The sequence below is a fragment of the Citreimonas salinaria genome, assembly GCF_900107235.1.
Taxonomy (GTDB): Bacteria; Pseudomonadota; Alphaproteobacteria; order Rhodobacterales; family Rhodobacteraceae; genus Citreimonas; species Citreimonas salinaria.
In genome coordinates this window covers 26,848-49,172 of the sequence record NZ_FNPF01000021.1, presented here as the reverse complement: position 1 = coordinate 49,172, position 22,325 = coordinate 26,848, and the positions used below count along the sequence as shown (strand labels likewise).

General features: G+C 61.1%; 19 protein-coding genes and 1 pseudogene. 6 read left to right on the top strand and 14 right to left on the bottom strand.

The annotated features are described in order from the left end of the window. The first annotated feature begins 2,022 nt into the window (after positions 1-2,022). Complete coding sequence (locus BLW27_RS18390; protein ID WP_089885764.1) at positions 2,023-2,883, top strand: hypothetical protein; 861 nt, start codon at positions 2,023-2,025, stop codon at positions 2,881-2,883. Between the two features lie 269 nt (positions 2,884-3,152). Here the strand turns inward: BLW27_RS18390 and BLW27_RS18385 are convergent, their stop codons facing one another. Both BLW27_RS18385 and BLW27_RS18380 read right to left on the bottom strand, forming a co-directional pair. After that, the gene (locus tag BLW27_RS18385; RefSeq protein ID WP_089885760.1) at positions 3,153-3,401 is read right to left on the bottom strand and encodes a hypothetical protein; all 249 of its coding nucleotides are present in this window, start codon (positions 3,399-3,401) and stop codon (positions 3,153-3,155) included. Continuing rightward, on the bottom strand, positions 3,382-4,308 hold the full coding sequence (locus tag BLW27_RS18380) for a P-loop NTPase family protein (protein WP_089885757.1): 927 nt from the start codon (positions 4,306-4,308) through the stop codon (positions 3,382-3,384). Before BLW27_RS18380 ends, BLW27_RS18385 begins: the two co-directional genes overlap by 20 nt. Before the next feature lie 872 nt (positions 4,309-5,180). Here BLW27_RS18380 and BLW27_RS18375 point away from each other — a divergent pair. Then, on the top strand, positions 5,181-5,852 hold the full coding sequence (locus BLW27_RS18375) for a ferric reductase-like transmembrane domain-containing protein (RefSeq protein WP_089885753.1): 672 nt from the start codon (positions 5,181-5,183) through the stop codon (positions 5,850-5,852). Here the strand turns inward: BLW27_RS18375 and BLW27_RS18370 are convergent. Continuing rightward, positions 5,849-6,460 (bottom strand): TetR/AcrR family transcriptional regulator, encoded by a 612-nt coding sequence (locus BLW27_RS18370; RefSeq protein ID WP_089885750.1) that lies wholly within the window; start codon positions 6,458-6,460, stop codon positions 5,849-5,851. The two genes, BLW27_RS18375 and BLW27_RS18370, sit on opposite strands and share 4 nt — an antisense overlap. A gap of 75 nt (positions 6,461-6,535) precedes the next feature. On the opposite strand from BLW27_RS18370, the gene BLW27_RS18365 reads away from it, so the two are divergent. Continuing rightward, a complete protein-coding gene (locus BLW27_RS18365) occupies positions 6,536-7,294 on the top strand; it encodes an SDR family NAD(P)-dependent oxidoreductase (RefSeq protein ID WP_089885747.1) in 759 nt (252 codons plus the stop codon). 57 nt (positions 7,295-7,351) lie between these two features. Here BLW27_RS18365 and BLW27_RS21800 read toward each other — a convergent pair. The 3 genes and pseudogenes from BLW27_RS21800 to BLW27_RS18355 all read right to left on the bottom strand — a co-directional run. Further along, positions 7,352-7,519, bottom strand: a pseudogene (locus BLW27_RS21800) (IS3 family transposase); the annotation flags it as partial. Positions 7,520-7,777: 258 nt separating this feature from the next. Then, positions 7,778-8,467 (bottom strand): hypothetical protein, encoded by a 690-nt coding sequence (locus tag BLW27_RS18360; RefSeq protein ID WP_143042353.1) that lies wholly within the window; start codon positions 8,465-8,467, stop codon positions 7,778-7,780. Positions 8,468-8,538: 71 nt separating this feature from the next. Then, positions 8,539-9,549 carry a lipocalin family protein gene (locus tag BLW27_RS18355; protein WP_089885741.1) on the bottom strand — a complete coding sequence of 337 codons (1,011 nt, stop codon included), beginning with the start codon at positions 9,547-9,549 and terminating at the stop codon, positions 8,539-8,541. A gap of 126 nt (positions 9,550-9,675) precedes the next feature. Here BLW27_RS18355 and BLW27_RS18350 point away from each other — a divergent pair, with 126 nt between their 5' ends. Next, on the top strand, positions 9,676-10,164 hold the full coding sequence (locus tag BLW27_RS18350) for a MarR family winged helix-turn-helix transcriptional regulator (RefSeq protein WP_143042352.1): 489 nt from the start codon (positions 9,676-9,678) through the stop codon (positions 10,162-10,164). Between the two features lie 625 nt (positions 10,165-10,789). Here BLW27_RS18350 and BLW27_RS18340 read toward each other — a convergent pair. After that, positions 10,790-11,011 (bottom strand): hypothetical protein, encoded by a 222-nt coding sequence (locus tag BLW27_RS18340; RefSeq protein WP_089885734.1) that lies wholly within the window; start codon positions 11,009-11,011, stop codon positions 10,790-10,792. A gap of 373 nt (positions 11,012-11,384) precedes the next feature. Here BLW27_RS18340 and BLW27_RS18335 point away from each other — a divergent pair, with 373 nt between their 5' ends. Beyond that, the gene (locus BLW27_RS18335; RefSeq protein WP_089885731.1) at positions 11,385-12,407 is read left to right on the top strand and encodes an LLM class flavin-dependent oxidoreductase; all 1,023 of its coding nucleotides are present in this window, start codon (positions 11,385-11,387) and stop codon (positions 12,405-12,407) included. A 385-nt stretch (positions 12,408-12,792) separates the two neighbouring features. On the opposite strand, the gene BLW27_RS18330 is transcribed toward BLW27_RS18335, so the two are convergent. From BLW27_RS18330 to BLW27_RS18320, 3 genes are all read right to left on the bottom strand, one after another. After that, positions 12,793-13,812, bottom strand: a complete 1,020-nt coding sequence (locus tag BLW27_RS18330) for an IS110 family RNA-guided transposase (protein ID WP_089885728.1) — start codon at positions 13,810-13,812, stop codon at positions 12,793-12,795. A 246-nt stretch (positions 13,813-14,058) separates the two neighbouring features. Next, positions 14,059-16,737: a DEAD/DEAH box helicase gene (locus tag BLW27_RS18325; RefSeq protein ID WP_089885725.1), complete on the bottom strand. Its 2,679-nt coding sequence runs from the start codon at positions 16,735-16,737 to the stop codon at positions 14,059-14,061. A gap of 3 nt (positions 16,738-16,740) precedes the next feature. Beyond that, positions 16,741-18,354, bottom strand: coding sequence for a site-specific DNA-methyltransferase (locus BLW27_RS18320; protein ID WP_089885721.1), 1,614 nt, complete (start codon positions 18,352-18,354; stop codon positions 16,741-16,743). Between the two features lie 279 nt (positions 18,355-18,633). Between BLW27_RS18320 and BLW27_RS21970 the strand changes: the two genes are divergently transcribed. Beyond that, the gene (locus BLW27_RS21970; RefSeq protein WP_281242775.1) at positions 18,634-18,759 is read left to right on the top strand and encodes a hypothetical protein; all 126 of its coding nucleotides are present in this window, start codon (positions 18,634-18,636) and stop codon (positions 18,757-18,759) included. 213 nt (positions 18,760-18,972) lie between these two features. Here BLW27_RS21970 and BLW27_RS18315 read toward each other — a convergent pair whose 3' ends face one another. The 4 genes from BLW27_RS18315 to BLW27_RS18300 all read right to left on the bottom strand — a co-directional run bounded on the left by BLW27_RS18315 (position 18,973) and on the right by BLW27_RS18300 (position 21,822). Next, a complete protein-coding gene (locus tag BLW27_RS18315) occupies positions 18,973-19,356 on the bottom strand; it encodes a hypothetical protein (protein WP_089885718.1) in 384 nt (127 codons plus the stop codon). Positions 19,357-19,513: 157 nt separating this feature from the next. Then, a complete protein-coding gene (locus tag BLW27_RS18310; protein ID WP_089885715.1) occupies positions 19,514-19,972 on the bottom strand; it encodes a hypothetical protein in 459 nt (152 codons plus the stop codon). After that, positions 19,969-20,682, bottom strand: a complete 714-nt coding sequence (locus tag BLW27_RS18305) for a nucleotide-binding protein (protein ID WP_089885711.1) — start codon at positions 20,680-20,682, stop codon at positions 19,969-19,971. Before BLW27_RS18305 ends, BLW27_RS18310 begins: the two co-directional genes overlap by 4 nt. A gap of 615 nt (positions 20,683-21,297) precedes the next feature. Then, positions 21,298-21,822 carry a hypothetical protein gene (locus BLW27_RS18300; RefSeq protein WP_218141156.1) on the bottom strand — a complete coding sequence of 175 codons (525 nt, stop codon included), beginning with the start codon at positions 21,820-21,822 and terminating at the stop codon, positions 21,298-21,300. Positions 21,823-22,325: the final 503 nt, after the last annotated feature.

Sequence of the window (22,325 nt, the reverse complement as noted above, 5' to 3'; positions counted from 1 at the left end):
GCTCGCGATACGCAGACCGTCCAATGTGACCTCGTCGCGGCCAAGGACTCTTATCCTGATTGTCGCGCTGATCTCACCCAGATTGTCGCGCTATAGAATCTACCGCCTCTATCTCCGGATCGATCGGTTTGCCGTCCCGGTACCGTCCCCGTGCAATCTCTGGCACTGCTGCGGTCACCACCACTCACCGTGTGCCTCTCTTTGCCCTTTGGGACGCTCCTAGAGCACTTTCCGAATTCATCGGGCAGGCAGAGCCACATAACCCGCTCCGGTGAGCCTGCAGTGCCTTCTGGCGCGTCCGGCGGCCGACACGTCACACCACCCACTTCGCTGCTTTGTCGGAACCAAGGCCGTCATCCTGGATTCCAGGCGTAGCTCCCGGTGGCCTCGAGCTCTCTCTGGATCCCTTCGATCAGGCACGACAATCCTGCCGAGTAACGTAACGCTCGATACGAAGGTTGGGTGAGTCACCCCGGCAAGCACATGGAAGTGTCACGTACGAGGACGCATGGCACGGCCGTGCGCACATGGTTACAGCCCCGGCAAGGAACGTTTTAATCTTCGGGAGCACGACGTTTCGGCGTCTTCATCAGGAATCGATTCCCTGCAGCGCTGACGCGCTATCCTTGGTCGGTTCAGCTCGTCTATGAATAAAGAAACCATCCGCCTTATGTATGTATCTAATAGCCGATGGTTTTCTATTTGAACGACACAACATGCTGTAGTCTGCTAGTGCAAGACACCCAATATGCGGTGCTTCGCACCTTGTTGGTGGGTGTGTGGTGGTGGGGGTGGCGGTGCGTAAGCAGATCGTTACGTTACTGAGCAATTTTCAGGATATCCACGCATCACGAAGGATCGGTAATTATTTGCCGCCATCAAGGTAACCCGTTTTCAGGAGCGGTTACCGGATTCCAGAACTCTCCGTGGATCGGTAAATTTTTACCTCCGGGGGCAAGCCAACCATGACGGATTCCAGGTAACTTGGCATAGGTTCTTCCGCCAACCTCTCACACACGCCCCCCCAAAAAGGGGCGAAGCCCCGTCCAGGAAGGAATCCTCGTGGCGTTTCAGTCCATCGTTGCTGAACGGATTGAACGGATTCCCTGATCCCGCCTCACGTCCCAGCATCTGATCCGCGCTGGCTGTAAGAATCGCCCGACGCGGAGAAATTCCAAGGATTCCATGTCATACGAACGAGCGGTGCTTCTTTGCCCGTCCAGGCAACCGTTTCAGATCCTTGGAATCCGGCTTCAGAGGCCACGTCCCCGGATCCACATGCGTGCTTCGCACGGGCTCGAAACGATTTCATGAGGCGCTTCAGCGCCCCGATATATGATACCGCCTCAATGCCGGATATCCTTTTCCCTGCGGCGTTTGCGCCGGTACGGACTCGGGAAGATCTTGCGAGGTAGATATTTCCCCTCCGTCCAGTCAGCGTTTCCTGCAGCGCAGATGTGGATCTTACCGACCGAGTCCGCTTCCAGGATTCATGAGTATCATCCCGGGGAAATTATTACCGCCCCATTTGTCACCGACGAGCCTTAGAGGAATCCCGCAGTCGCTACGCCAAGGCGTATCTCTTCCTGCCCGCGGATAGCTTGTAGCCCTGACGTGCAGTCAGGGCGGGTTAATTGATCGCGCCATAACCTCCTTGCTTGCCGAGGCGTTGGCCGCCATCGTCACCGTGTAAGAATGCCGGACGGCTAAGCCGTCCTCGGCCGGATGCCAGGAAATTCATGGTGGGTACGGCGGGTACGGTGCGGGTCGTCCGTGGATCACGGCTCATCGTTTCGTTTCTTAGGATAGAATCAGTCTATCCATTGACTTTTCCTCCTCCGCGACGTACTTGCATGGATAGGCAACCAGCGCCGCCTGTCGATCAATCGACGAAGGTCCAGAACCGCGCACATCCCGACGCTGCTTCGCGGCAAACACCAAGGCTCTGACCAGCCGAAACCATCACAGCCTCCTGGGAGGCCTAAACACGCTGTCGGCATGTGCCGGCGCAGGAGATTCAACATGACGAACAAATCCACCATCGCCGTCTTGAGCAACGGCACCCGCATCGCTCAGCTGAAATCAGACGCAAAGCGCGTCGAACGTGAACAAGACATCTCGCACGCCGAGGCCCTGGCGAAGGTCGCCCGCGGGTCTGGCTATGACAGCTGGGAAGACCTGATTGCGGCTTCCTGGGAGCTGGACGAAGACGGCGATGTTGTCACACAAAAGCGCTTTCAGCTGTTCGGGATGCCTTCAGAGCTGCCCGTCGTCAGTGCGCCCCTTGACGAATGGGAAGACTGGGCGGAGGAAGGCGTTCCCGAAATGGTGTCGGTCGATATCGCCGTCGGCTTCTACAGCGACACAACCGAGCCGTATCTGCACGTCTCTTTCGTCGGTATCGACGAAGGCACGAACGTGGCGCTCGACATGGAGATGTACGAGCGGATGGAGGATGCCGTTGCGTCTGGCTCTGTGTCCGATCGTGTCGCAGTCCAGGGTGCGCTCGTCGAAGAGGTGATGGGGTTCTATGAAGCCGACTGGCTGGAGATGACTGCGCGTGATGTCTGTAAGCTGGAGCGGTTCCGGCTCGGTATTTCGCAGGATGAAGATCTCTTTTGGCAAGAACCAACCCCCGCGAACTACGGCGCGAACCAGGAAGCCGTCCGCATCTATCGTGCTGGCCCGGATCAGCTCCTCGTCTGCTACGAGTCAGATAGCAAACATCCCGGCGAAGAAGTGTTCGGCATGATCACGGACGCGCAATACGACGCCGTTCCACACAATCCGTACAACTATTGGAAGATGATGAACGGATACCTTTCCGCGGCCGGCCTGACGCTGAACGAGCGCGACGAACGCGACCCCGACATGTGGGACTAAGAAGGATAACCCGGCAGCAGGGCAGGGAACCAGGCCCCTGCCCTGCTGTCATTCACGCGGCCTTCGTGGCGGCCCGGATGATCTGTGTCTGTTAGGTTCCACCGAAGACCTTCGGATCCAAGCAAAATCCAGACGGTAAAAATATGCCCCCGGCGAGATATGCCAGTATGCCAGATGGAGATCAGGAACGTCGTAGCCTGCGCGGGCTCACCCCAGAAGGGGTGGCCGCATTTTCATGAGGGATCTTATCATCCGACGGGACCCGTCGATCACCGAGCCAGTTCGAGCCGGTCTTCGGCGACCAGGACAGGCAGCAGAAGAGCCTCCAGGATCGGTCTCTGCGGGGCATCAGCGGCGACCGATCGCAAGTGCGAGAACGCCCTCCACGAGCGCTGCCGGAGGTCCCTGCGGACTTCCCGGGTCAGATCCTCGAAGGCGTCTGCAGAGATCGCCCCGGCAGGGATGCTCTCTGCATCGTACTCGAGCCGGAGCTCGTCCTTACTCGTCATCATCGTCATCGGAGACCTCTTCTTCGTCTCCTGACGAAGTGTGAGCCAGCGCGCCCGTGTCAATGAAGACATCGAACGCTGCATGCGTCTGCACGAGCCATTTCAGGACTTCGCGTACCTCGGTGCGGATCGACAGCAGCCGCTGTGCCCGGGAACCGAGGTCAACGAGACCGAGCTCGGCTTCCAGCTGCTTGAGAGCCGGGTCCTCGGTTGCCTTTCGGTCCTCGATGAGGGTCTTCAGCGCGTCGCCGAGCCGGTAGACCTCGTGCAGCCCGAGATTGAACCGGCGGGCGAACGAGATCAGCTTTGTGCGCCGCGCATGCGGCAGTGTGACAACGTGAAGCTCGTGTTGCGCCTTCACGCGATCGACCAGATCCTTTTCTGATCCTGCGCTTTCGATGAAGTCGAAGCCCGATCCAAGGGTATCGTTTAGCGCGAGGACGTAGTCAGCACGGTCGCCGGCGAGCCGCTGGGCCTTCTCGATGAAGCGAACCGCGCCGGCCAGGGCGGACGCCTCGGGAGCCGTGACGGCAACGAAGACCGGACGGTACTGTTCGTCCTCCATCAATTCGAGAGCATCCTGGTTCTGCATCCAGTCCAGGACTTGACCAGAGACGGTCGCCCCCAGGTCCACGACCGCGGCGTCGCTGTCGGGATCGGCCAGCACATCCAGCAGCGGACCGAAGAACTGTTCAGCAGCCAGTGGGTGAGCCGAGACCTGGGCAAGAAGGTCTTCGGTCAGCTTGAGAGAGACGTCGACGTCGGAGCCCAGCAGAGCGGAAGCGCGCTGGACGCTGTCGACCTCGCCGAAGCCCACCTGAGCATCGAGATCGAGAAGTTTCAGGTAGATCTGGCACGCGACTTCAGTCTTGCCCACGCCGCCTTTGTCCGATCCGACGATGAATGCCTGTTTCATTTTGAGTTTCCTCATATTCATGAGGAGGTACTCTACAAGACACGGATTTCACCGCGGTTTAATCCGGGACCAGACTGCGCTGCCGGAATGGACGGCCCTCGTCTGACACCGACCCTCCCCTGTTCTCCGAGGACACCTACTGAGGCGCGATCCCTGATGTGCAGGACATCGAGCAGCCAATCGATCGAGACGCGGGCCCCGTCTCTATCAATTCGTCCTCAAAGGCTCCCGAAGAAATCTTCGGGAGCTGTCTGCCCCGGAGGTCGGCTTGGCGGGACCTTTCTGCCGTTCGCTGCGCATGCTCGCTCTTTGCCGCGGCTGCGAAGGGCATCGGTAAGGAGGGCGGGAAGAGGTCCTTCGCTGCGCGAGCGAACCGTGTGTGTATATCTGCGAAAGCAGCCATTCATTCTGCCGTAGCGCGGGACGCCTGACGGTCGTCATGACATCCCCCTGCGGAGAGGGCGAGAAGAAGACTGGCGCAAGTGCAGCGAAACATCTTTGCGATGCAGGCATCCCATCCTGCCGAGATCGCCCAGGCCGACCGACCAGCTTGCAGGGGCCACCAAAACCGAACGGGCAGGGGAGCGCTGCCTGCCGAGGCAATGGATTTTCGTGCCCCACCGTGAGGGAAATGGTCAGCCCGAAGCCAATGCGACCTTGCCTCCAGCCTCCATCCAGTTGGTCGCCAGCACCGGCGTAATAATTGAGCGCTTTCGGCTCGGAATGCGAGTTCTCTTCTCCTACGCGGTGTTCTCGGAGCCGGATTTCTTCAGACCCGCGCGGATAGACGACGGGAGTTGCAACGCGAGTAGCGGGAACACGGGCATCGGGTAGGCTTCACGCAAGCATTCAACGAGAAACGGAACGGTGCCATGCCCAACCCCGAGGCTGACCATGCTCGCGCGCTCGATGTCTCCACGCGGGAGAGGAGCGGCGGCGACCGTCGCCAAGGCTCCCGAAGAAAGCATGGCAGACATCATGTCGTCTGGACTCTCCTTGCGGCTCCGGCGGTGGCATGGGTAATCAACTTGTCGCGGCACGGAGCCGCGGTGGCCGAGGATGCCGTGAACCCGTCCGGGGCACTGTCTGCCTTCCTGCTGATTTTCGCGTTGCTTGCCACGCCCCTGCGTCGCGTCTGGCCGCAGGCCGGCGTTGCGCGGTGGTTGCTGCGCAACCGGCGCTATCTGGGCGTGGCGGGCTTCGGCTATGCGCTTTTGCACACGCTGTTCTACGTCGTCGACGCCGGATCCGCGGGGCGGGTCATCGCCGATCTTCCGCGGCTCGACATCTGGACCGGCTGGGTTTCCTTGATGATATTGGTGCCTCTGGCCGCGACTTCCTCGGGTGCCGCCGTCCGAAGGCTGGGGCGCTGGTGGAAGCCTCTGCAACGCTGGACCTATGCTGCGGCGCTGCTGGGCCTTCTTCACGCGTTGAGCCTGAACGAATGGGAAGACCCGGTAGAGCCACTGGTGGTCGCGGCCCCCCTGATCGCGCTGCAGGTCTGGCGGGTTCTTGGCCACCGCCGCCGACCCCGTGCACCCTAAACCTGCGGCGATCCCAGGTAGCCCAGGATGGCGCGCCGCATGCGCCGTTGCAGACAATCGAAATCGCGTTCCCCGGCCGAGGTGGCCGCATCCGCCAGTCCGTGCCCGATGGCGATCAAGTCGAAGGCAATGGCCGGCGCATCGACGATCCCGTTGCGTTCGAGCGTGCCGACGACGACCTTCGCCATGCCCTGCTTCAGCGCGGCGGTCTCGGCGTCGAGGGGAAGGCGTTCCTCGGCGACTTCCAGCGCGTGGGCCAGCGACGGGTTGCGCAGGTGATGGCGCAGGGTGGCCGCGACGAGCGCGTCGACCTCCTGTTCCAACCCGCTGCCCGCCGCGGCCCGGGCGGCGGCGGCCATGTCATCATGCATCTGCTGGCGCATCGCGCGGACCAGTTCGGCCATGATCGCCTCCTTGGTCGGATAATATTGATACAGCGAGCCGATCGACACGCCGGCCACCTCGGCCACCAGATTCGTGGTCAGCGCCTCGTCTCCCTGCCGCTCCAGAATGCGAGCCGCCGCTTCCAGGATGGCGTCGCAGGTGGCCCGCGACCTGGCCTGGCGCGGGGTCTTCCGGGGGTTGATGGGCGTGTTTTTCGCGGTCATCGGATGCGAGTGGCCAGATGCAAGTATTTGCTCACATTATGCCTGCGATGGAATGGATGCAACGGCAGGTGAGACATGGGAACAGGTTTCGAGTTCAAAGGACGCAAGGTGCTTGTGACAGGAGCAACGCGCGGCATAGGGCGCGCGCTTGTCGATGGGTTGGCCCATCGCGGGGCCAAAGTCTTGGCCGTGGCGAAAGATCCCGACGCAGTTGCCAGGCTGGTGGAGTGCTGCCCCGCGGTCGTCGACGGCCTGGCGGTCGATCTGTCCGGATCCGAGGCGCATCTGGAGATTGCCGACTGGGTGGAGGACCGGCACCGCGACATCAGCGTGCTGTTCAACAATGCCGCGGTGATGAACCACGGCCCCTTGACCGATGCGCCGTGGGAAAAGCTCGGGGTCATCGCCGAGGAGATCGGCGTCAACCTCCGGGCGCCCCTGTGCCTGACCACTGCGCTGCTGCCGACGCTGTCCCGGCAACCGGCCGCCGCCATCGTCAACGTCACGTCCGGCCTTGCCATCGCGCCGCGCCGGGATTCTGCCGTTTACTGCGCCACGAAGGCGGGCCTGCGCAGCTTCACGCGCGCGCTTCGGGACCAGTGCCGCCACGCCGGCTTTCGGATCCAGGTCACCGAAATCGTCATGACGCTCGTGGAGACCGAGCTGACCGCCCGGCTCCCGATCCGGAAGTATCCGCCCGAACGTGCCGCTGCGGACCTTCTTCGCGGGGTGGAGCGGGGGCTCGAGGAGGTCTGGATCGAAAAGGCGAAGACCCTTCGCGTTATCCATCGGCTGGCGCCATCGCTCGCTTACAATCTGATGCGCGCGAGGTAATCTGCACAGCCCTCGCGCAACACGTGCCGGAAGGCGGTCGGGGTATAATCCATTGCTGTAAAGCCGATAGATCCGGCCGATCCTCGAAGGTTCGCCCTCGCGGCGCAAAAGAACGAAGAGCCGACGATAATCGAGCCGGCGACGTTCATTGGCCAGTTCCCGCAGCCGACCGCGCAGCTCAATATAGGACGCGTGCTGCGCCTGATCGGGGATCATCTTGCGGTCTGTGCCCCACCAAAGTGCTTGAACGGCCGCGAGGCGGACCTTCCCGCCGTTCGCTGCACGCGCAAGAGATTGGATCTCGCACATGAAGCATCTGGCAGAGAAGGGCGGAAAGTGTGAATTCGCTGCGGTCGCAAGCCCGCAAGGCTGGGTCGACGGAAGCTGACGTCCGCATGGTGCGACTTGGTCGCCACCCGCTGCGTCGCCGGATGACTGCCCCACCACAATTTCCGGCGTTTTCCTTTGCGAGGATCGCGCTCTTCAGGCAGACCAGAACAGCGGTGCCAGCCAAGCATAGATCAACCAATGCGTTGTGTAGGATACCAGGAACCCACATCGCAAGCGCAGCATCAGCCAAGGGGCCAGGGTTCCCAGGAGCAATGCGGCGAAGGTCAGTCTGAAGAGGATAACAGGTTCAGGATAGATGACGGCCCACATCATGTGAGCGCCGCCGAACAGCAATCCGACGAGCGTTGCTACCTTGATGTCGGAAAGATGCCGGAACTTCAGTTCAATCGTGAGCGTCGCGATCAGCAACTGCTGCAGGAGAATTTCTGCCGACTTGGGAAGAAAGTAGGCCGATGTCATCTCGAAGGGATGGGGCGGCCCGTCCGGCGGCCCTAATGGCAACCCGGGCAGACTCGGAATTGCGACGGCGCCGATGCCGAAGAGCCCGGCCGCCAGCAAGCTCGCTGCGGGGACGTAGCGGATCACCGCTTCGGCTGTCAGCCAATCGAAATGAGATCGTCGGAAGGCAAGGAAGGCTACCGCGGCCCATGCCAAGTAGAAGGCCGCATAGAATGCCGGAGCATCGTTGAGGCCGTCCTCGACACGAAGCGCTCCCAATAACCAGTAGTAGCTCAGGCTCGTCGTCGTCCAGATGACGATCACGGCTGCAAATGTTCGCAGTGTATGTCTGGCGGAGCGTTCGGTCGTTGAAGCGATGCGCATCTTGCTGCTTGTCCGGTCGTCGTTCGCCCGCCGCCGGTTACGCGACGGGCGAAGCTTGTTGCGCCGCGGTCTTACTGCCACTCTCCGAACATCTCGACATAGCTTTTGCCTGAAATGTTCTCGCCCTGATAGGTGCCGGAAAAGGCTGCGGTAGCCTCATAGCGCCCGTCTCCGTTGATGACGATTTCCTGATGAAGATTGCCCGTCACATTCACCGTCAGCGCCGCGTTCAGTGCGGGGATTCTGACCTGCCAGCGGGTGGGGTAGGTGTTGCCGCTTTCAGGGCTGGTCCAGATCTCGCTGGCGCCCTCCGCGAACGGCTCGACCTCGGTCACGATGTGGGTTCCGTCCCTGCGCACCACCGTCGCCCAGGACTGATTGCCTGTTGTCGGGCTCACCGTATCCCAGATGGCCATTGCGTCCCCGTTCGGCATGTTGAAGCTGATCCAGCTCCAATGTGCATCCGCTTGAGGCGAAGTCGCTCCCCACTGGCGATCCACCCATGTCTGACCCACAACCTCGTGCGTGTTCCCTTCAAGCAACAGCGTCCCGGTCGTTCGCATGTTCGGAAGCGCGAATTCGTGGTTCACATCACCGAAGAGGGGGAAGGATCCGCTTCCGCCATACGCCATCACCGGCCCTTCGGACTCCAGTTCGAGGTCAAGAGCGAACCAGGGAACTTCGAACGAGATGGACATCCGCTCGGCATCGCCGGTCCAGGTCAGTCCCGGCGCCGTGATGTTCAACCCGTCGGCGCTCCAATGGAAATCGCTTTCCTGCACCGGGACGACTTCGTATCTGTAGAAGTCGGTCGTCTCGTCGGTCGCCGACAAGACAATCTTGCGCCCCGGCCCGTTCGGGATCGATACGACATGGAGCAGGATGCCGATATCGCGGCCATCAGCGTTCAACCGGCTGGTGATATAGACGGAGTCGGCCCATCCGAGTTCCGGCCCGGGCGGCTGGGCGGCGAAATCCGTGGCGGGGTCGATCAGCTTGGGAAAGCTCTCGGCGGCGGTTTCGGAACCGAGGCTGGCGACCAGAATGGTCGCAGCGAATGTCAGTGCCGTTGCTTTGAACATGCCATCTTCCTTTCATGCTATTACGCGCAGGCCATCGCTCCTCCGGGACAGATCTCTGCCCTCGGGAAAGCACTTGCCTTCATGTGTCAGTTACGTGTATTATGCACGTAAAATAAAGGCTTCGGCATGTCAACGGAAAACGTGCAAAATACACGCAAAGACGCTCTGCTCCGCGATCTGCACGGCGCGCTTGTCGAAATCACCGTCGCGATGAACCGGCCGCAGAGAGACGAGGAACTGCTCGAGGAGGCCGGCGTCTCGCTGGACAAGGCCCTGTTCAAACTGCTCGTGGCCGTCGAACGACTTGGGCCGGTAAGCATCGTCGAGCTGGCAGAGCGTATGGGGCTGGATCACTCAACGGTCAGCCGCCAGATCGGCAAGCTTGAAAGCCTTGGCCTGGTTGCACGGCAACCAAGCGAGACCGACCGCAGGGTCCGCGAAGCGGTGCTGACGCAAGCTGGCAGGGCAACGACCGACAAGATTGATAAAGCACGTCAACGGATGGCCAGGGAGCTTTTTGAGACGTGGGAAGACAAGGATGTCGTCACGCTGGTCCGCCTGATGAGTCGCTTTGCCGAGGCATTCCGGGAGCATCCCAGGAGCGGCAGCAGATGAATTCTTCCGCCGAGCCGGGTCGAATGGCCACTGAAATTGAGGCTGTTGCGACAGGCAGGGCTGATCGCCTCTCCGCAAGCGACCGTGATTCTTGCTTCATCTCAACTGTCCTGCAAAGGTAGGTCATTCGGCTCGAGCTGCGAAAGCAAAAATTCCGGGATACGCGGCTCGTTCGACGGGCGGTGGAACATGCAACTGAAATGCCTCTTGGAATCGACCAATCTCTCTCGAGACATTGCGCCAGCAACGCGGCGAGTTGCGAGTGACACCCACAGCATTAAATGCTATAGTCAAGCTGATTTTGGGGGGGCGATGTCATGTCTGCATGCCTGTTATGTGATACGCAGAAGCACGTGCTGCAGTGCCCGAAGACAGGCTGCCGCAGCGTGGTCCTGAGAATAGGCGCCCCGGCCAGCGTAGACGCGAAGCATCTCCAGAATCGCTTTCAAGTATCTGGGATCCGAGCCCGATACGCCAATCAGTTGGCGCATCAGATCGCGGATCTCGGCACTGGAGAAGTTTTTCTGCCGAGGGTCGATGATCTCGGCCAGCTACTCGACGAGCTTTCCGGTTTGGCACTGGAGATATGTGTCGTGGAAGAAAGCATCTCCACCGCTTAGCCACCTCACCGCGCCGGGTAATCAAACGACGCCAAGATCTGCCCTCGGATCAGGCCCGGGTGGTCCTTGAGTGCGCCGGCGATGAATTCCTCGTCCGCGCAGACATGCAGCTGCCGCGGCTCGATGCGGGTGCCCCTGACGAGTGGGCGCGCGTCACAGAAGCAACCCGCGACCCCGATGATTTCGCTGCTTCTTGCCGCTCGACATAACGTGCCTCCCTGCTTCATTCGCCATCCGCAGGATTGTTCAGGCGGTCGCTTGATGACAGAGATGTCGTGCGGGTAAAGTGAGCGTCCGGAAGCTCCGGGTCGATGTCTGCCGGCCGCTTGCGCTGCGCCTTTGATGAACGACTGCTTCCGCAAAGCCGCGCCGCGGCATGCTCATCTCGGGCCGAAAGGCGGCTACGGGCTGCACGCGGCGGACATATCCCTCGCGTCGGCGCAACCGTCCGCCGCGGGACTTCATTGAAAGCACGCCTGCTGTTCAATAATGCGGAGCGGCTGTCGTTCGAAAGTCCGAGTCCGCTGTATACATCTGAGCGGCGGAGAGATGCCTGCAACGCTTCGACCCGTGGCCGCGCCTACCTTTAGGAGAACGCGCATGAAGAAGATCGGCTTTTTGTCCTTCGGTCACTGGAGCTCTTCCCAAGGCTCCCGAACCCGTTCTGCCGCCGATGCGCTGTTGCAGTCGGTCGACCTCGCGGTCGCGGCCGAAGAGCTGGGTGCCGATGGCGCGTATTTCCGCGTGCATCACTTTGCCCAGCAGCTGGCGTCGCCGTTTCCGCTGCTGGCCGCGATCGGTGCGCGCACCCAAAGCATCGAGATCGGCACCGCCGTCATCGACATGCGCTACGAGAACCCGCTTTACATGGCCGAGGATGCGGGATCGGCCGACCTGATTTCTGGCGGCCGGCTTCAGCTGGGCATCAGTCGCGGCTCTCCGGAGCAGGTGATCGACGGCTGGCGGCATTTCGGCTACGAGCCGGCCGAGGGCACGACTGATGCCGACATGGGGCGCCGCCATGCTGAGGTGCTTCTGGACGTGCTGCGCGGCGAAGGCTTCGCCCGGCCGAACCCGAACCCGATGTTCCCCAACCCGCCCGGCCTTCTGCGCCTCGAGCCGCATTCCATGGGGTTGCGGGACCGCATCTGGTGGGGCGCAGGCTCGAACGCGACCGCTGTGTGGGCGGCGCAACTGGGCATGAACCTGCAAAGCTCGACGCTGAAGGACGACGAGACGGGGCAGCCCTTTCACGTCCAGCAGGCCGAGCAAATCCGCGCCTACCGCCATGCGTGGACGGACGCCGGGCACGCGCACACGCCGAGGGTATCGGTCAGCCGGAGCATCTTCCCGCTCGTTTCGAACGAGGACCGCGCCTATTTCGGCCGCGGCAACCAGGGTCAGGACCAGATCGGTTATCTCGATGCGCAGACGCGGGCGATCTTCGGCCGCAGCTACGCCGACGAGCCCGACAGGCTGGTCTCGCAGCTTGCCGGGGACGAGGCCATCGCCGAAGCGGATACTCTGCTTCTGACGATCCCCAACCAGCTCGGGGTCGACTACAACGCCCATGTCATCGAGGCGATACTAAAGCATGTCGCTCCTGCGCTCGGCTGGCGCTGATAGATCAAGCAGCTCTCACGACGGAGCGTTCTGCGGCGACGTCGCAACAGATACTGATGCGCATGCTGCGCGGTCGACGAACGGCTGGATCGGCGAAGCCGCGCTGCGGCGCAGACCTTTCCCTCGAATGTCCTCTGTGGATGGCCCCTGCTTTGCAAGAGCTTTGTCGCGATTTTGCGGCGTCTTCGTCAGTACAGTCGTCTGTCCGGCCTGTTTGCGTGGCACCTTCGGGATGCCACTGGCCCTGATGAGTTCCGCGAGCGAGGTTCCAATCGGCTTAGCGACCTCGAGAGCCGCTGACATTCACGGAGTGTCCTTGCTCTTGGTTGACTTCGTTCCGCATCATCACGATTCAGGCGTCTTGCATCTCGCGCCGGCCGTGCAGTCAGGTGCTCGGCTGGCGGTAGTCCTGTTGTTTCGTCAGCATGGCCCAGACGATCCGGGCGGCCTTGTTGGCCATGGCAACGGTCGCCAGCCGGAACGGCTTCCCGGCCAGGATCTTGGCCGTCCAGAGATCGACGCGTTCGGGATGCTTCTTGCCCATCAACGCGCGCGACGTCATGCCGACGATCAGCAGCTTTCTGATGTAGCGGTCGCCCTTCTTGGTGATCTTTCCGAGCCGCTCCTTGCCACCGCTGGATTTGTTCAAGGGCGTCAGCCCCAACCAGGCTGCCAGATCGCGCCCGGTCCGGAACTGTTTTGCGTCGCCGATCGTAGCGATGATGGCCGAGGCGGTAATCGGACCGATCCCGGGGATACGCATCAGCCGCCGGGCGTCTGCATTCATCATGGCATGCTGCTCGATCATCTTGGTGTAGCCGACGACACGCGTGTTGAGGCCCATCAATTGGTGGCACAGCGTCCCGAGAATGCCATTGGCCAGCTCCGGCATGTCGGGCAGGTCCCCGTCGAGGTGGCGTTTGGCGAAGGCGAGGACAGCCTCGACCCCGGTCGGCAGGACATGGCCGAACTCGCGCAAGATGCTGCGGATCATGTTTACGACCTGGGTTCGCTGCCGGACCACGAGATCGCGGGTGCGGTGGATCGTCAGGATCGCCTGCTGGTCCTCCGTTTTCAGTTCAACAAAGCGCATCGTGGGGCGTCGCACCGCCTCGCAGATCGCCTCAGCGTCGACCGCGTCGGTCTTGCCTCGCTTTACGTAGGGCTTCACGTAGCTCGCGGGCATCAGCCGGACGTCGTGGCCGAGCTTGCGCAATTCGCGTCCCCAGTGATGGGCGGACCCGCACGCCTCCATGCCGACGACGCAGGGTGGCAGGGACTCGAAGAATTGCAGAAGCTTCGCGCGCTTGACCTTCTTGTTGAAGATGACGCGCCCATTCGCAGAAATTCCGTGAACCTGAAAGACGTCCTTGGCCAAATCCAGACCGATTGTCTTAACTGTCATTGGGTGGCTCCTCTCTCAGCAGTTGATGACAACTGCATTATGGCGCATCGCGACGCCGAGGGAGCAGGGGCCATCCACCTCATCCGCTGTGGGCCGAGAACGCTGAGCCGCGCTTTGCTGCACGTGCGAACGCGGCACTGAGCGTCATGGTCAACTTGGGCTCGAAGCAGACATCGCGCCTCGGGCCTCTGGCACGCTGATCTGCACCACGGAATGCAAAGGGCTGGATCATTTGAACAGGCCCTTTCAAGGGGCGGCTGGGCTGCCCAACGAGGGCGACTTGAGGAGGACGTCAAGCGTGGAGAAGTCGTTCCCGGTCGGCATGTCGAAGAGGCAATGCCCGTCGCTCGCTTCTGCCCACAGTTCCCCGACAAGACGCTTTTCCTTCGCCTCTTCGGCCAAGTGCTTGCCTTTGTATTCGACCACCGCGATTCGACCATCGGTCAGCATGGCAACGAAGTCCGGATAGAAGCGCCCGCTCGAAAGCTGCAGCCAGAAGGCGTTCGGTTTGCGGTCCACGTTGCGTATCCAGAAGCGCACCTTCGGGTGCTCGTCAAGGAACACCGCGCAGCGGAATTCTTCGCCGTCAGGTTTCAGGTCGCCGATGATCGGCACGTAGTGCTTGTTGAACGTCCGCGTGCCCCGGTAGGGCTGGTTGTAGGCGTAGGTCTGTTCGTCGAAGACGATGGCAAGGTCGGCGCTGGTCTCGAACGTCTCGGCGTCGGCAGCGAAGAGGGCTTCGTACTTTCCTTTCTCGCGCTGCTCCCGCAGCGTCTTGATCTCTTCGGCCAGCTCGCGCCGCAGCTCGTATTTGTAGCGGGCCAGTCGGTCGAGCGTGTAGCCCTTCGCCTTCATGACGTCTTGAAGCGCCCGCTGAGTGAACACCCGCGCGGCGGGCTTGGTCACGTCTGGATGCGGAATACCGCGGTCGATCCAGTTCACCAGCCGAGGCAGGCTCCACGCCGGTTCCTGAATGGCCATGGCGAGTTGGTCGTGGAGGTGACCCACGAACTTGACTTTCATCTGGCCCTTTTCGCTGACGTCGATCTCGCCCGACTTGCTGTCTTCGTTGATGGTGAACCGCTTCACGAAGCCCGCCACATCACATTCGGCGAGGTTCCACGGAAGATCGAGGAAGTGGTCCGGGCTGAACAGTTCCAAGGCGCCCTGACGGCGCACGCCGAGACGCGGGACGATGAAGGGCGGCTTCTCGCCCTCGGGCAGCTCTGTTGCCTGAATGCGGTTTGACTTGATGAAGAGCCTGTCGATGACCTTTTCGGCCCCTGGCACCTTGGCAAAAGCCAGATGCATGAGGTTCCGATCATCCCGTGACAGGGCGCGAGTGACGGCAATCTCGCGGCTGGACGTATCGAAGCGCACGCGCGTCTTGAGCGACGGGGGCAGCTTCTCGATAGCGGCAGTCACCTCGTCGTAAGACCCGCCAGGGGAAGCAGGAAGCGCCTCTGATCGGTGCTCGTAGTCGGCGCGTTCCTCTTCGAAGCCGAGACCCTGATGCGCCTTCACCAGCTGCGCGGCCTCCAGTCTGTCGAATCCCGCCCCCTCGACCAGCCCGTCCCGCAGCATCTTGGCTGTCTCGCCGAAGTCGCGGGACGTGACAAAGGCGTAGGCGCGGTTGAGCACGTCACGGGTCTTCCGCCGTGCCTTCGGCATGCGCAGGACGCGACCAAGGATTTGCTCCACGGCGACCTTGGAGTTCAGCTCGGCGACCGAGCACAGAACGTAAGCGAACGGGCAGTCCCACCCCTCGCGCAGCTTCTGCACGGTCACGACGTAGCGCACTGGACACGACGGGTCCGCGATGTCGTCGATCTGGTCCAGTTCGGCGAAGCCGGTGGCGTGAATGGCGATCTGCTCGCGCGGGACGCGCTTGTCGTCCGTCAGGAATTGCACGACCCGCTCGGGTGTCAGCCGGTCAGGATCCGTCTTCGACTTTGACTGCGCCTGAAACAGGACGATGGGCCGGATATAGTCGCCCGTGTCGCCCTCTTCGGCCTTGGCGGCGTCCTCCAGCGCGGCCTGACAGTCCAGCGCCTGCCCGACTACTTTGCGCCAGTCGGTATCCGTCTGAAGCCGTATCGGCAGCTTGATCATCTCCTCGGCCTTTAGCTCGGCCGCGGACACGTGGAAGAGCACGTTTGAAGACGGGTTCTCGCCCGTCGGGTCGGGGTCTGTCCGGGGCGTGGCGGTCAACTCCAGTATCATCGACGGATCGAACCGGCGCAGCGTCTCGAAGGACAGCGCTGTGCGGGCGTTGTGCGCCTCGTCGACGATGACCATGGGCCGATGAAGGCGCAGCAGGTTCGCCAGCGAGGCGACGGGCCGGTCGGCTCCCTCGACCTTCTCCAGCCGCTCCAGCTGGGAAGGTTTCAGGCCGCTGAAATGGTCCATCAGAGCGCCCGCATCGGCGTAGACCTTGCGGCCGGCCGTGTCATCCACCCTGAAGGCCTGCAGCGTGCCGACGATGATGCACGCCCCGCCCGTCGCGTCAGGGCGTGAGAGGGACAGCGCTTCAGACACCGACATGACCGAAACGTTCCGTCCGAAATCCTTGGCCAGCGCCCCCCGATAGGGATGGTCGAGATCGCGCAGGGCGGCGAGCGTCTGGGCGAGAATGGCTGTCGACGGGACCAGCCACAGCACCATCGGGTTGTCGGCCTGCAGGTAGGTCTTCGCCGCCACGCCGACCGCATGCGCCGCGACGATGGTCTTGCCGCCGCCCGTCGGGATGCGGATGCAGAAGTAAGGGACCTCGGGGTCGACGAACGGTGCAGGGGCGTATGGCACGCTGGTGGCGTCGTAGAACGCCGTCTTGGCTCCCATGAGTGAGACCTTACGGAGATACCGCTTGAGGCTACTCAGGGACTCGTTCTGATAGCTGCGAAGCTCGAAATTCACCGCCGCCATGCCTCAGACCCCTTCGACTTGATAGGGGATTTGCTTGAAGACCACACCTGCCGCCTTCAGCCGGTCAGCAGAGACGGTGCAGCCTTCGGCATAGACCACGCGCACGCCTTCGAAGTCGTCGGGCGGGGGCGGCAGTCCATCCAGCCGGTCGGGCGTCAGGACGTTGCCTGCGGCCTCCTGCGGCACCTCGCGGTTGATCTCGTTGAAGAGCAGGTAGACGGCGCGAACCTGATGCGTGCCGAGAAACTCAGACTGCGCCCGGTGCGGGATGGGCACGCCCGTCTCCGCAAAGAAGATATGGGCGGCGAGATCCGGGAAGGCTATGGCATCAGCAATGTCGCCGAACTCGTCGAAGAGCGGGACGCCAAGGCGGCAGAAGCGGAAGCCTCCACCCAAGCCCTCGACGGGTTTCTCCAGGTCGCCGCCCTTGTCATAGCCGTCAATGACTCGGCGCAGACGCTCGGCGGTCACATCGCGGGCGATGGCGTCCTCCAACTCAACCAAGATGAAGCGACGATTGCCGCCGTCCTGCTTGTTCAGGTCCAGGACGGCATGGCCGGTGGTGCCGGACCCGGCGAAGCTGTCTAGGATGATGTCATCGGGAGCAGCGACTTGAGAAATTAGACGGCGAACTAGCTGAGACGGTTTCGGAAAGGCGAACGGAACTTCGTCGAATATGTCCCTCATTTCGCGAGTTCCGTCAGCTGTAAAAATGTCGTCGATCACAGACGGAAAGTTGATCGTCTTGCCTTCCATGCGCGTTGCGTAGATCTTCTCGCGAGGACGGCCGCTTCTGCTCTTGGGGAAGATGATGAGGCCTTGGGCGATCTTTTCCTGGACCGTGTCTACGGAATAGCGCCAACCGGTATTTGCTGGCGGCTCGAAGCTCCAGCCTGTCGCGGGGTCAACGATCGGGAAGTGAAGGTTCGGTCTCGCTTTCGCGTCAGCAAGACCGAGGATACTTCTGCTCATCCACGCACCCAAAGGGTCGTTATCAGGGTTCTTGAATTTGCCCATGTCACGCGGCAGGCCAGCAAAGTAACAGCTCCCGGCTGACCGCTCGTAGACCAGGATTTTCTCGTGGTCTTTGGAAATGCCCGTAAGTGACCGGGCATCGTTAAACTGCCGCGATTTCCATACGAGATCAGCCATAAAACACCGGGCTCCAAAGACTTCGTCCAGCAGAGCCCGCAAACGGTGTTCTTCGTTTTCATCGATTGAAATGGCGATGACGCCATCTTCTCGTAGGAATTCCCGCAACAACCTTAAACGCGGATACATCATGCACAGCCACTTGTCGTGGCGCGACAGGTCCTCAGTGTCCTTGCCGACCACTTCACCCAGCCAGCGGCGTATCTCGGGCGAGTTCACGTTGTCGTTGTAGACCCAGCCCTCGTTCCCGGTGTTATATGGTGGGTCGATATAGATACATTTCACCTTGCCCGCGTAATACGGTAGAAGCGCCCTCAGCGCTTCAAGGTTGTCGCCTTGCACCAGAAGACTGCCCGCCTCGGTGTCGCCCGCCGACAACTCGCCGTCGCAGTGCACCAGCCTGTAAGGGACCTCGCGATGGTGGTTCACCACCGCTTGCTTGCCAATCCAATCGAGTGTCGGCACGCCCTGCTCCCCCGGTGCTCTTGTCGTTGGTTCACCTTGTCGCCGAAACGTTGCTCCCACGCAACGCCATCACACCTGCCTCCAGCATGCCTTGGGAAGTCTGAAGCGTCGTCCTCGGCATCAGCGTGGGGATGGACTGCAGGACGTCGTAGAGGTTGGCGGTGTAAGCGCGCTGCGTGTCCGGGTGGATCGACGGCGGCAGCACGATCTACGTGCCCCTGCTCAGGCTTCGTAGAATTTTTCGAGTTTTCAGGCGAACCGCGGTTCGAGGACGACGAATTGACCCAGAACACGTTCCACGTCCTCTACCAGGACCATATCGTTTTCCTCACGGCCTTCCTGGAATACAGGTTCCGCAGCGGTGGCACTCTCAGCTGCTCGGTCTACGACGCGGAACCGATGTAGCCTATTCTTCGGAATGCCCTGAACGTGCCCCGTTTAAGGCGTTGACCCCCGCATCCCAGAGCAAACGGGTCTCTACCGCGCCGCCCTTGGCCCGACAACGGCTGCACCGGAGCCTCGGGACGATGTCCTGTTTAAGGGTGGAGGCCTGCATGTCCCAGGGAATGGTCGCCTGGTGTCCGCAGCGGCATTGGACGTAGAGACCCTGCATACGGGTTATTCGCCGTAAAGCCCCTGGCCCCGATCAGCCCTCGCCCGGTTGATGCTGCCGATGCAAACCTCCCGGACCCCCTGGATAATCATCACGTACGGGGGCTTCTCCCAGTTGGAGAGGTCCTCGTACTGGTTCTCCACGATCTCGGTGAAGTCTCTGGCTGTCAGGCCCATTTCTATCACACAGCTCCGGATGTCGTCCATGTACTGGTTCATCTCAGGGTTTCCCGCGTCCATCCCGAGCCAGCCATCGACAAACCCCTGCACGTAGCGGAACTGCCCCAGCGCATCAAGCTGTGTCCAGGCTGACCGGTTTCCGACGAACGCAGCCGAGACGGGTGCTGCGAAGGTTGCGGCCGCGAGGGCGATCAAGGCGAGAAGGCGCATGTCTTTTGGCGAGTATCCGGATTTCGATTGTCAGTTTTGACGCGATATGAGCTGCCTTGTAAAGAAAAAGGCCTCCCCCGGCTTTTCGATGGGTGACTAAACGAAGACAGCCAGCCCGGGATGGACTGGCTGCTCACTCTGTCTTTACTTCGTTCGCTCAGGCGTCGGGTTGGGTTTCCTGGCGGTGCGCCTCGATGTACTCGATCACGTAATGCTCGATCACGTCCGCGATCGTGTCCCGGCGCTCGTGCACGACATCGTAGAAGCCTTGCAGCAGGTCAGGGTTCATCTTGACGTTGAGCTGATCCTTGCGGTCGCTGCGACGCCGACGACGCGGGGACACGGCCTTCTTGATCGGCCGTCCGTCGAACTCGTCGCCGTTCGGGTGGACCTGCGGCGCCCGGCCGTAACTGCTCAGATCCCGGTCAACGAGACCAACGTCGCGCTCGACCGGCGTCCGAGGAGCCGAAGGGACCGCTCGCGGGAACACGGGGGCCGCCTGCGAGGCATCATCTGCCTCATCACCGTTTCCGAACATCTGATCAAACCCGTCGTCGAGATCCACCAGCTGGTCCTCTTCGATCACGTCCGCGCTTTTCACTGCTTCCCGGCTCATGCTGCCACTCCTTCCGTTTTCATGTTGTCTTTCTCTCTGGAGGCCTTGCGGCTTTTCAGGATACCGATGACCTCGTCGATCACCGGCTTCAGATTGCGGTGTGCGTTAGCCCTCTTCGGGTAGCGCTTGAGCGGCAGTTCACTGACACTCAGTCCGAAACGCTGGACGCCCTTGAACTCGCGGCGCCGCGCCAGGCCGTGCTCGAGGATCGGAATGCCCGCTTTCTCGATCGGCGCCCGTGCGTCCTTGTACTCAACCGTCGCGCAGAGCGGATCCAGGGCCGTGAACAGGACGCGGTAGTCAGACTGGAAGCCCTCCTCAGCTTCCAGCTTCCTGATCATCTTGACTGTCTTGATGGCGCCGGAGGCCGTCTTCAGGCATTCCTGGACGGGCAGTAGAACGAGGTTCGCGGCGCGTGCCGCTTGCTTGAAGCCGACGTTCGCGGTGCCCTCGAGGTCGATGAGAACGATCCGGTTCTCGGAACGCTCTTTCTTCGCCACGCGCATGACGTCGCCTTCGGGTACGTTCTTGATCATGCGGATCTTCGGGTCGGCGTTCTTCGAATGACTGTAGATCGAGGCCCAGCCCTGCGGGTCCACGTCGAGCACGCTGACATTGAACCCCATCCTTGCGAATTCAGTCGCCAGCAGCAATGTGGTCGTGGTCTTGCCGCTGCCTCCAGCTGTGTTCGCGAGTGCTACAATCGGCATCCTATCTCTCCCTCGTTGATCCCGTTCTGCAGACGCAAGTGCGCGGCAGGAAACAGAACGCAAGGCTTTCCGGCTATCTTTTCTTTCCAGGGCCTTCACGACCGCCAGGCTATCGCTATCCAAGCTATCCTTTTCCTGGGTTCCACGGTACCGGGGAACCTGGCTATCGTGGCTATCCCTACCGGAGTATCCGGGTTCGCGGGATATTCAGGATATCTTTGGAAGCTCGAAGTCTCGCTGTCCTGATTTCAGGAGCGCTTCGCAAGCATGAGATCAGAAGATCTTCGGTCGCCCGCTTCCAGGCTTCGCAGATGCCCAGGGGTTCATGCCTGTGCGCTTTCCTGGGCAGTATGAGTTGCTGGAAAGTTGGGTGTGTGAGGGATCCTCGTATCAGGGCATCAGGGTGCCTGGAGATCCAAGGATCGGGGGAGCGTGGTGAAGGTAGGTAGTGGGAAAGCTAGAAGACTGCGGTAGCGAGCTTCCTTGCGTGGCGCAGAAGTCGGGGATCAGGACTTCCAGAATTCGTGGGAGGACATCTGAACTTCAAGATATCCAGCCACCGTGGCAGCACGGCAGCCGGGATCTTCGGGTCTTGAGGGGGCGCCCCTTCGCGAACTACATCAAGTCGCCGATGAAGGCACCCTTCTCGTTGCCCTTCTTCGCGGCCGGTTGCTGCTTAGGCTTGCTGAGCGATTTCGGCAGGTTCAGCCGCTTGCCCTTGGCAGCCTTACGGCTTGCGGCACGCATCCGGTGTTCGGTGTCCTGGGGCTCCGCGACATCGGAGGACTCAGGCTCCTCGGCCGGCGCTGGATCGGACGTACGCTCAGGCGGCCGCGAGTTCTCGACGGGACGTCGGATGGGCTCTTGAGTGCGGTTTTCCGGCTTCTTGACGAGGAATTCCGGATCCGGATCAGGCAACTCCCGTGCCTTCTTCAGCTTCCTGAAGGCGTTGCTGAAAGCTGGATAGGTCACGACCCGGTCTTCGCCTTCGAGACGAGCGAGGCAGTTGTAAATCTTCTGCAGCGGCACGCCGGCTTTGCTATAGTTGACGATATCGGCCGCGTACTTGAGCACCATGGTTTTCCCGCCGAGCTTCTCCTCGGTCTCGAGCAACTGTGCAAGATTAGTGTTCTGTCGCATGTTCATCACCGCTTTCGCTATAGGATTTACGCGAAGATGATCTGCTTTTCAACAGGTTGATCGGATGCTTTAGTTCTTGAGCAGGTTCAATCGCACTTGAGCGAGAGTGAGCGGAAGCTTTATAGGATAGGGGTTACTCCTTATTAATTGTCATCCACAAGACCTCCTAAAATCAGGAGATGAAACCGCGTCCGAAACCTGGTCAGACGTCCTCCAAAACTCCACAGGCCGCCGTCCATGTCTGATGACGGGCCGCCTTTGTCCTTATTTTCATGACGATTCTGTCATGATGTAGGAAATCGTCCCACCAAGCCGAGGGAGACTCTCCCGTACATGCGGTGTCTGCCCCCTGAGGGTGGTTATCCAGTCTTCCGAAACGGCCGTCATCCAGTTTTCCCAGATGGCTCCTTTTCAGGCCAATTAATAAGGAGGCTGCCCCTTGCCGATCAAGGTCGCTTATTCTATGTAAACAAAGAACAGAGGCCGTCATACGAAGAAAAGGA

Bases quoted from the DNA above. Each gene is read 5' to 3' on its own strand.
- BLW27_RS18390 (WP_089885764.1), top strand. From the start codon at position 2,023: ATGACGAACAAATCCACCATCGCCGTCTTGAGCAACGGCACCCGCATC.
- BLW27_RS18385 (WP_089885760.1), bottom strand. From the start codon at position 3,401: ATGACGATGATGACGAGTAAGGACGAGCTCCGGCTCGAGTACGATGCA.
- BLW27_RS18380 (WP_089885757.1), bottom strand. From the start codon at position 4,308: ATGAAACAGGCATTCATCGTCGGATCGGACAAAGGCGGCGTGGGCAAG.
- BLW27_RS18375 (WP_089885753.1), top strand. From the start codon at position 5,181: ATGCCCAACCCCGAGGCTGACCATGCTCGCGCGCTCGATGTCTCCACG.
- BLW27_RS18370 (WP_089885750.1), bottom strand. From the start codon at position 6,460: ATGACCGCGAAAAACACGCCCATCAACCCCCGGAAGACCCCGCGCCAG.
- BLW27_RS18365 (WP_089885747.1), top strand. From the start codon at position 6,536: ATGGGAACAGGTTTCGAGTTCAAAGGACGCAAGGTGCTTGTGACAGGA.
- BLW27_RS18360 (WP_143042353.1), bottom strand. From the start codon at position 8,467: ATGCGCATCGCTTCAACGACCGAACGCTCCGCCAGACATACACTGCGA.
- BLW27_RS18355 (WP_089885741.1), bottom strand. From the start codon at position 9,549: ATGTTCAAAGCAACGGCACTGACATTCGCTGCGACCATTCTGGTCGCC.
- BLW27_RS18350 (WP_143042352.1), top strand. From the start codon at position 9,676: ATGTCAACGGAAAACGTGCAAAATACACGCAAAGACGCTCTGCTCCGC.
- BLW27_RS18340 (WP_089885734.1), bottom strand. From the start codon at position 11,011: ATGAAGCAGGGAGGCACGTTATGTCGAGCGGCAAGAAGCAGCGAAATC.
- BLW27_RS18335 (WP_089885731.1), top strand. From the start codon at position 11,385: ATGAAGAAGATCGGCTTTTTGTCCTTCGGTCACTGGAGCTCTTCCCAA.
- BLW27_RS18330 (WP_089885728.1), bottom strand. From the start codon at position 13,812: ATGACAGTTAAGACAATCGGTCTGGATTTGGCCAAGGACGTCTTTCAG.
- BLW27_RS18325 (WP_089885725.1), bottom strand. From the start codon at position 16,737: ATGGCGGCGGTGAATTTCGAGCTTCGCAGCTATCAGAACGAGTCCCTG.
- BLW27_RS18315 (WP_089885718.1), bottom strand. From the start codon at position 19,356: ATGCGCCTTCTCGCCTTGATCGCCCTCGCGGCCGCAACCTTCGCAGCA.
- BLW27_RS18310 (WP_089885715.1), bottom strand. From the start codon at position 19,972: ATGAGCCGGGAAGCAGTGAAAAGCGCGGACGTGATCGAAGAGGACCAG.
- BLW27_RS18305 (WP_089885711.1), bottom strand. From the start codon at position 20,682: ATGCCGATTGTAGCACTCGCGAACACAGCTGGAGGCAGCGGCAAGACC.
- BLW27_RS18300 (WP_218141156.1), bottom strand. From the start codon at position 21,822: ATGCGACAGAACACTAATCTTGCACAGTTGCTCGAGACCGAGGAGAAG.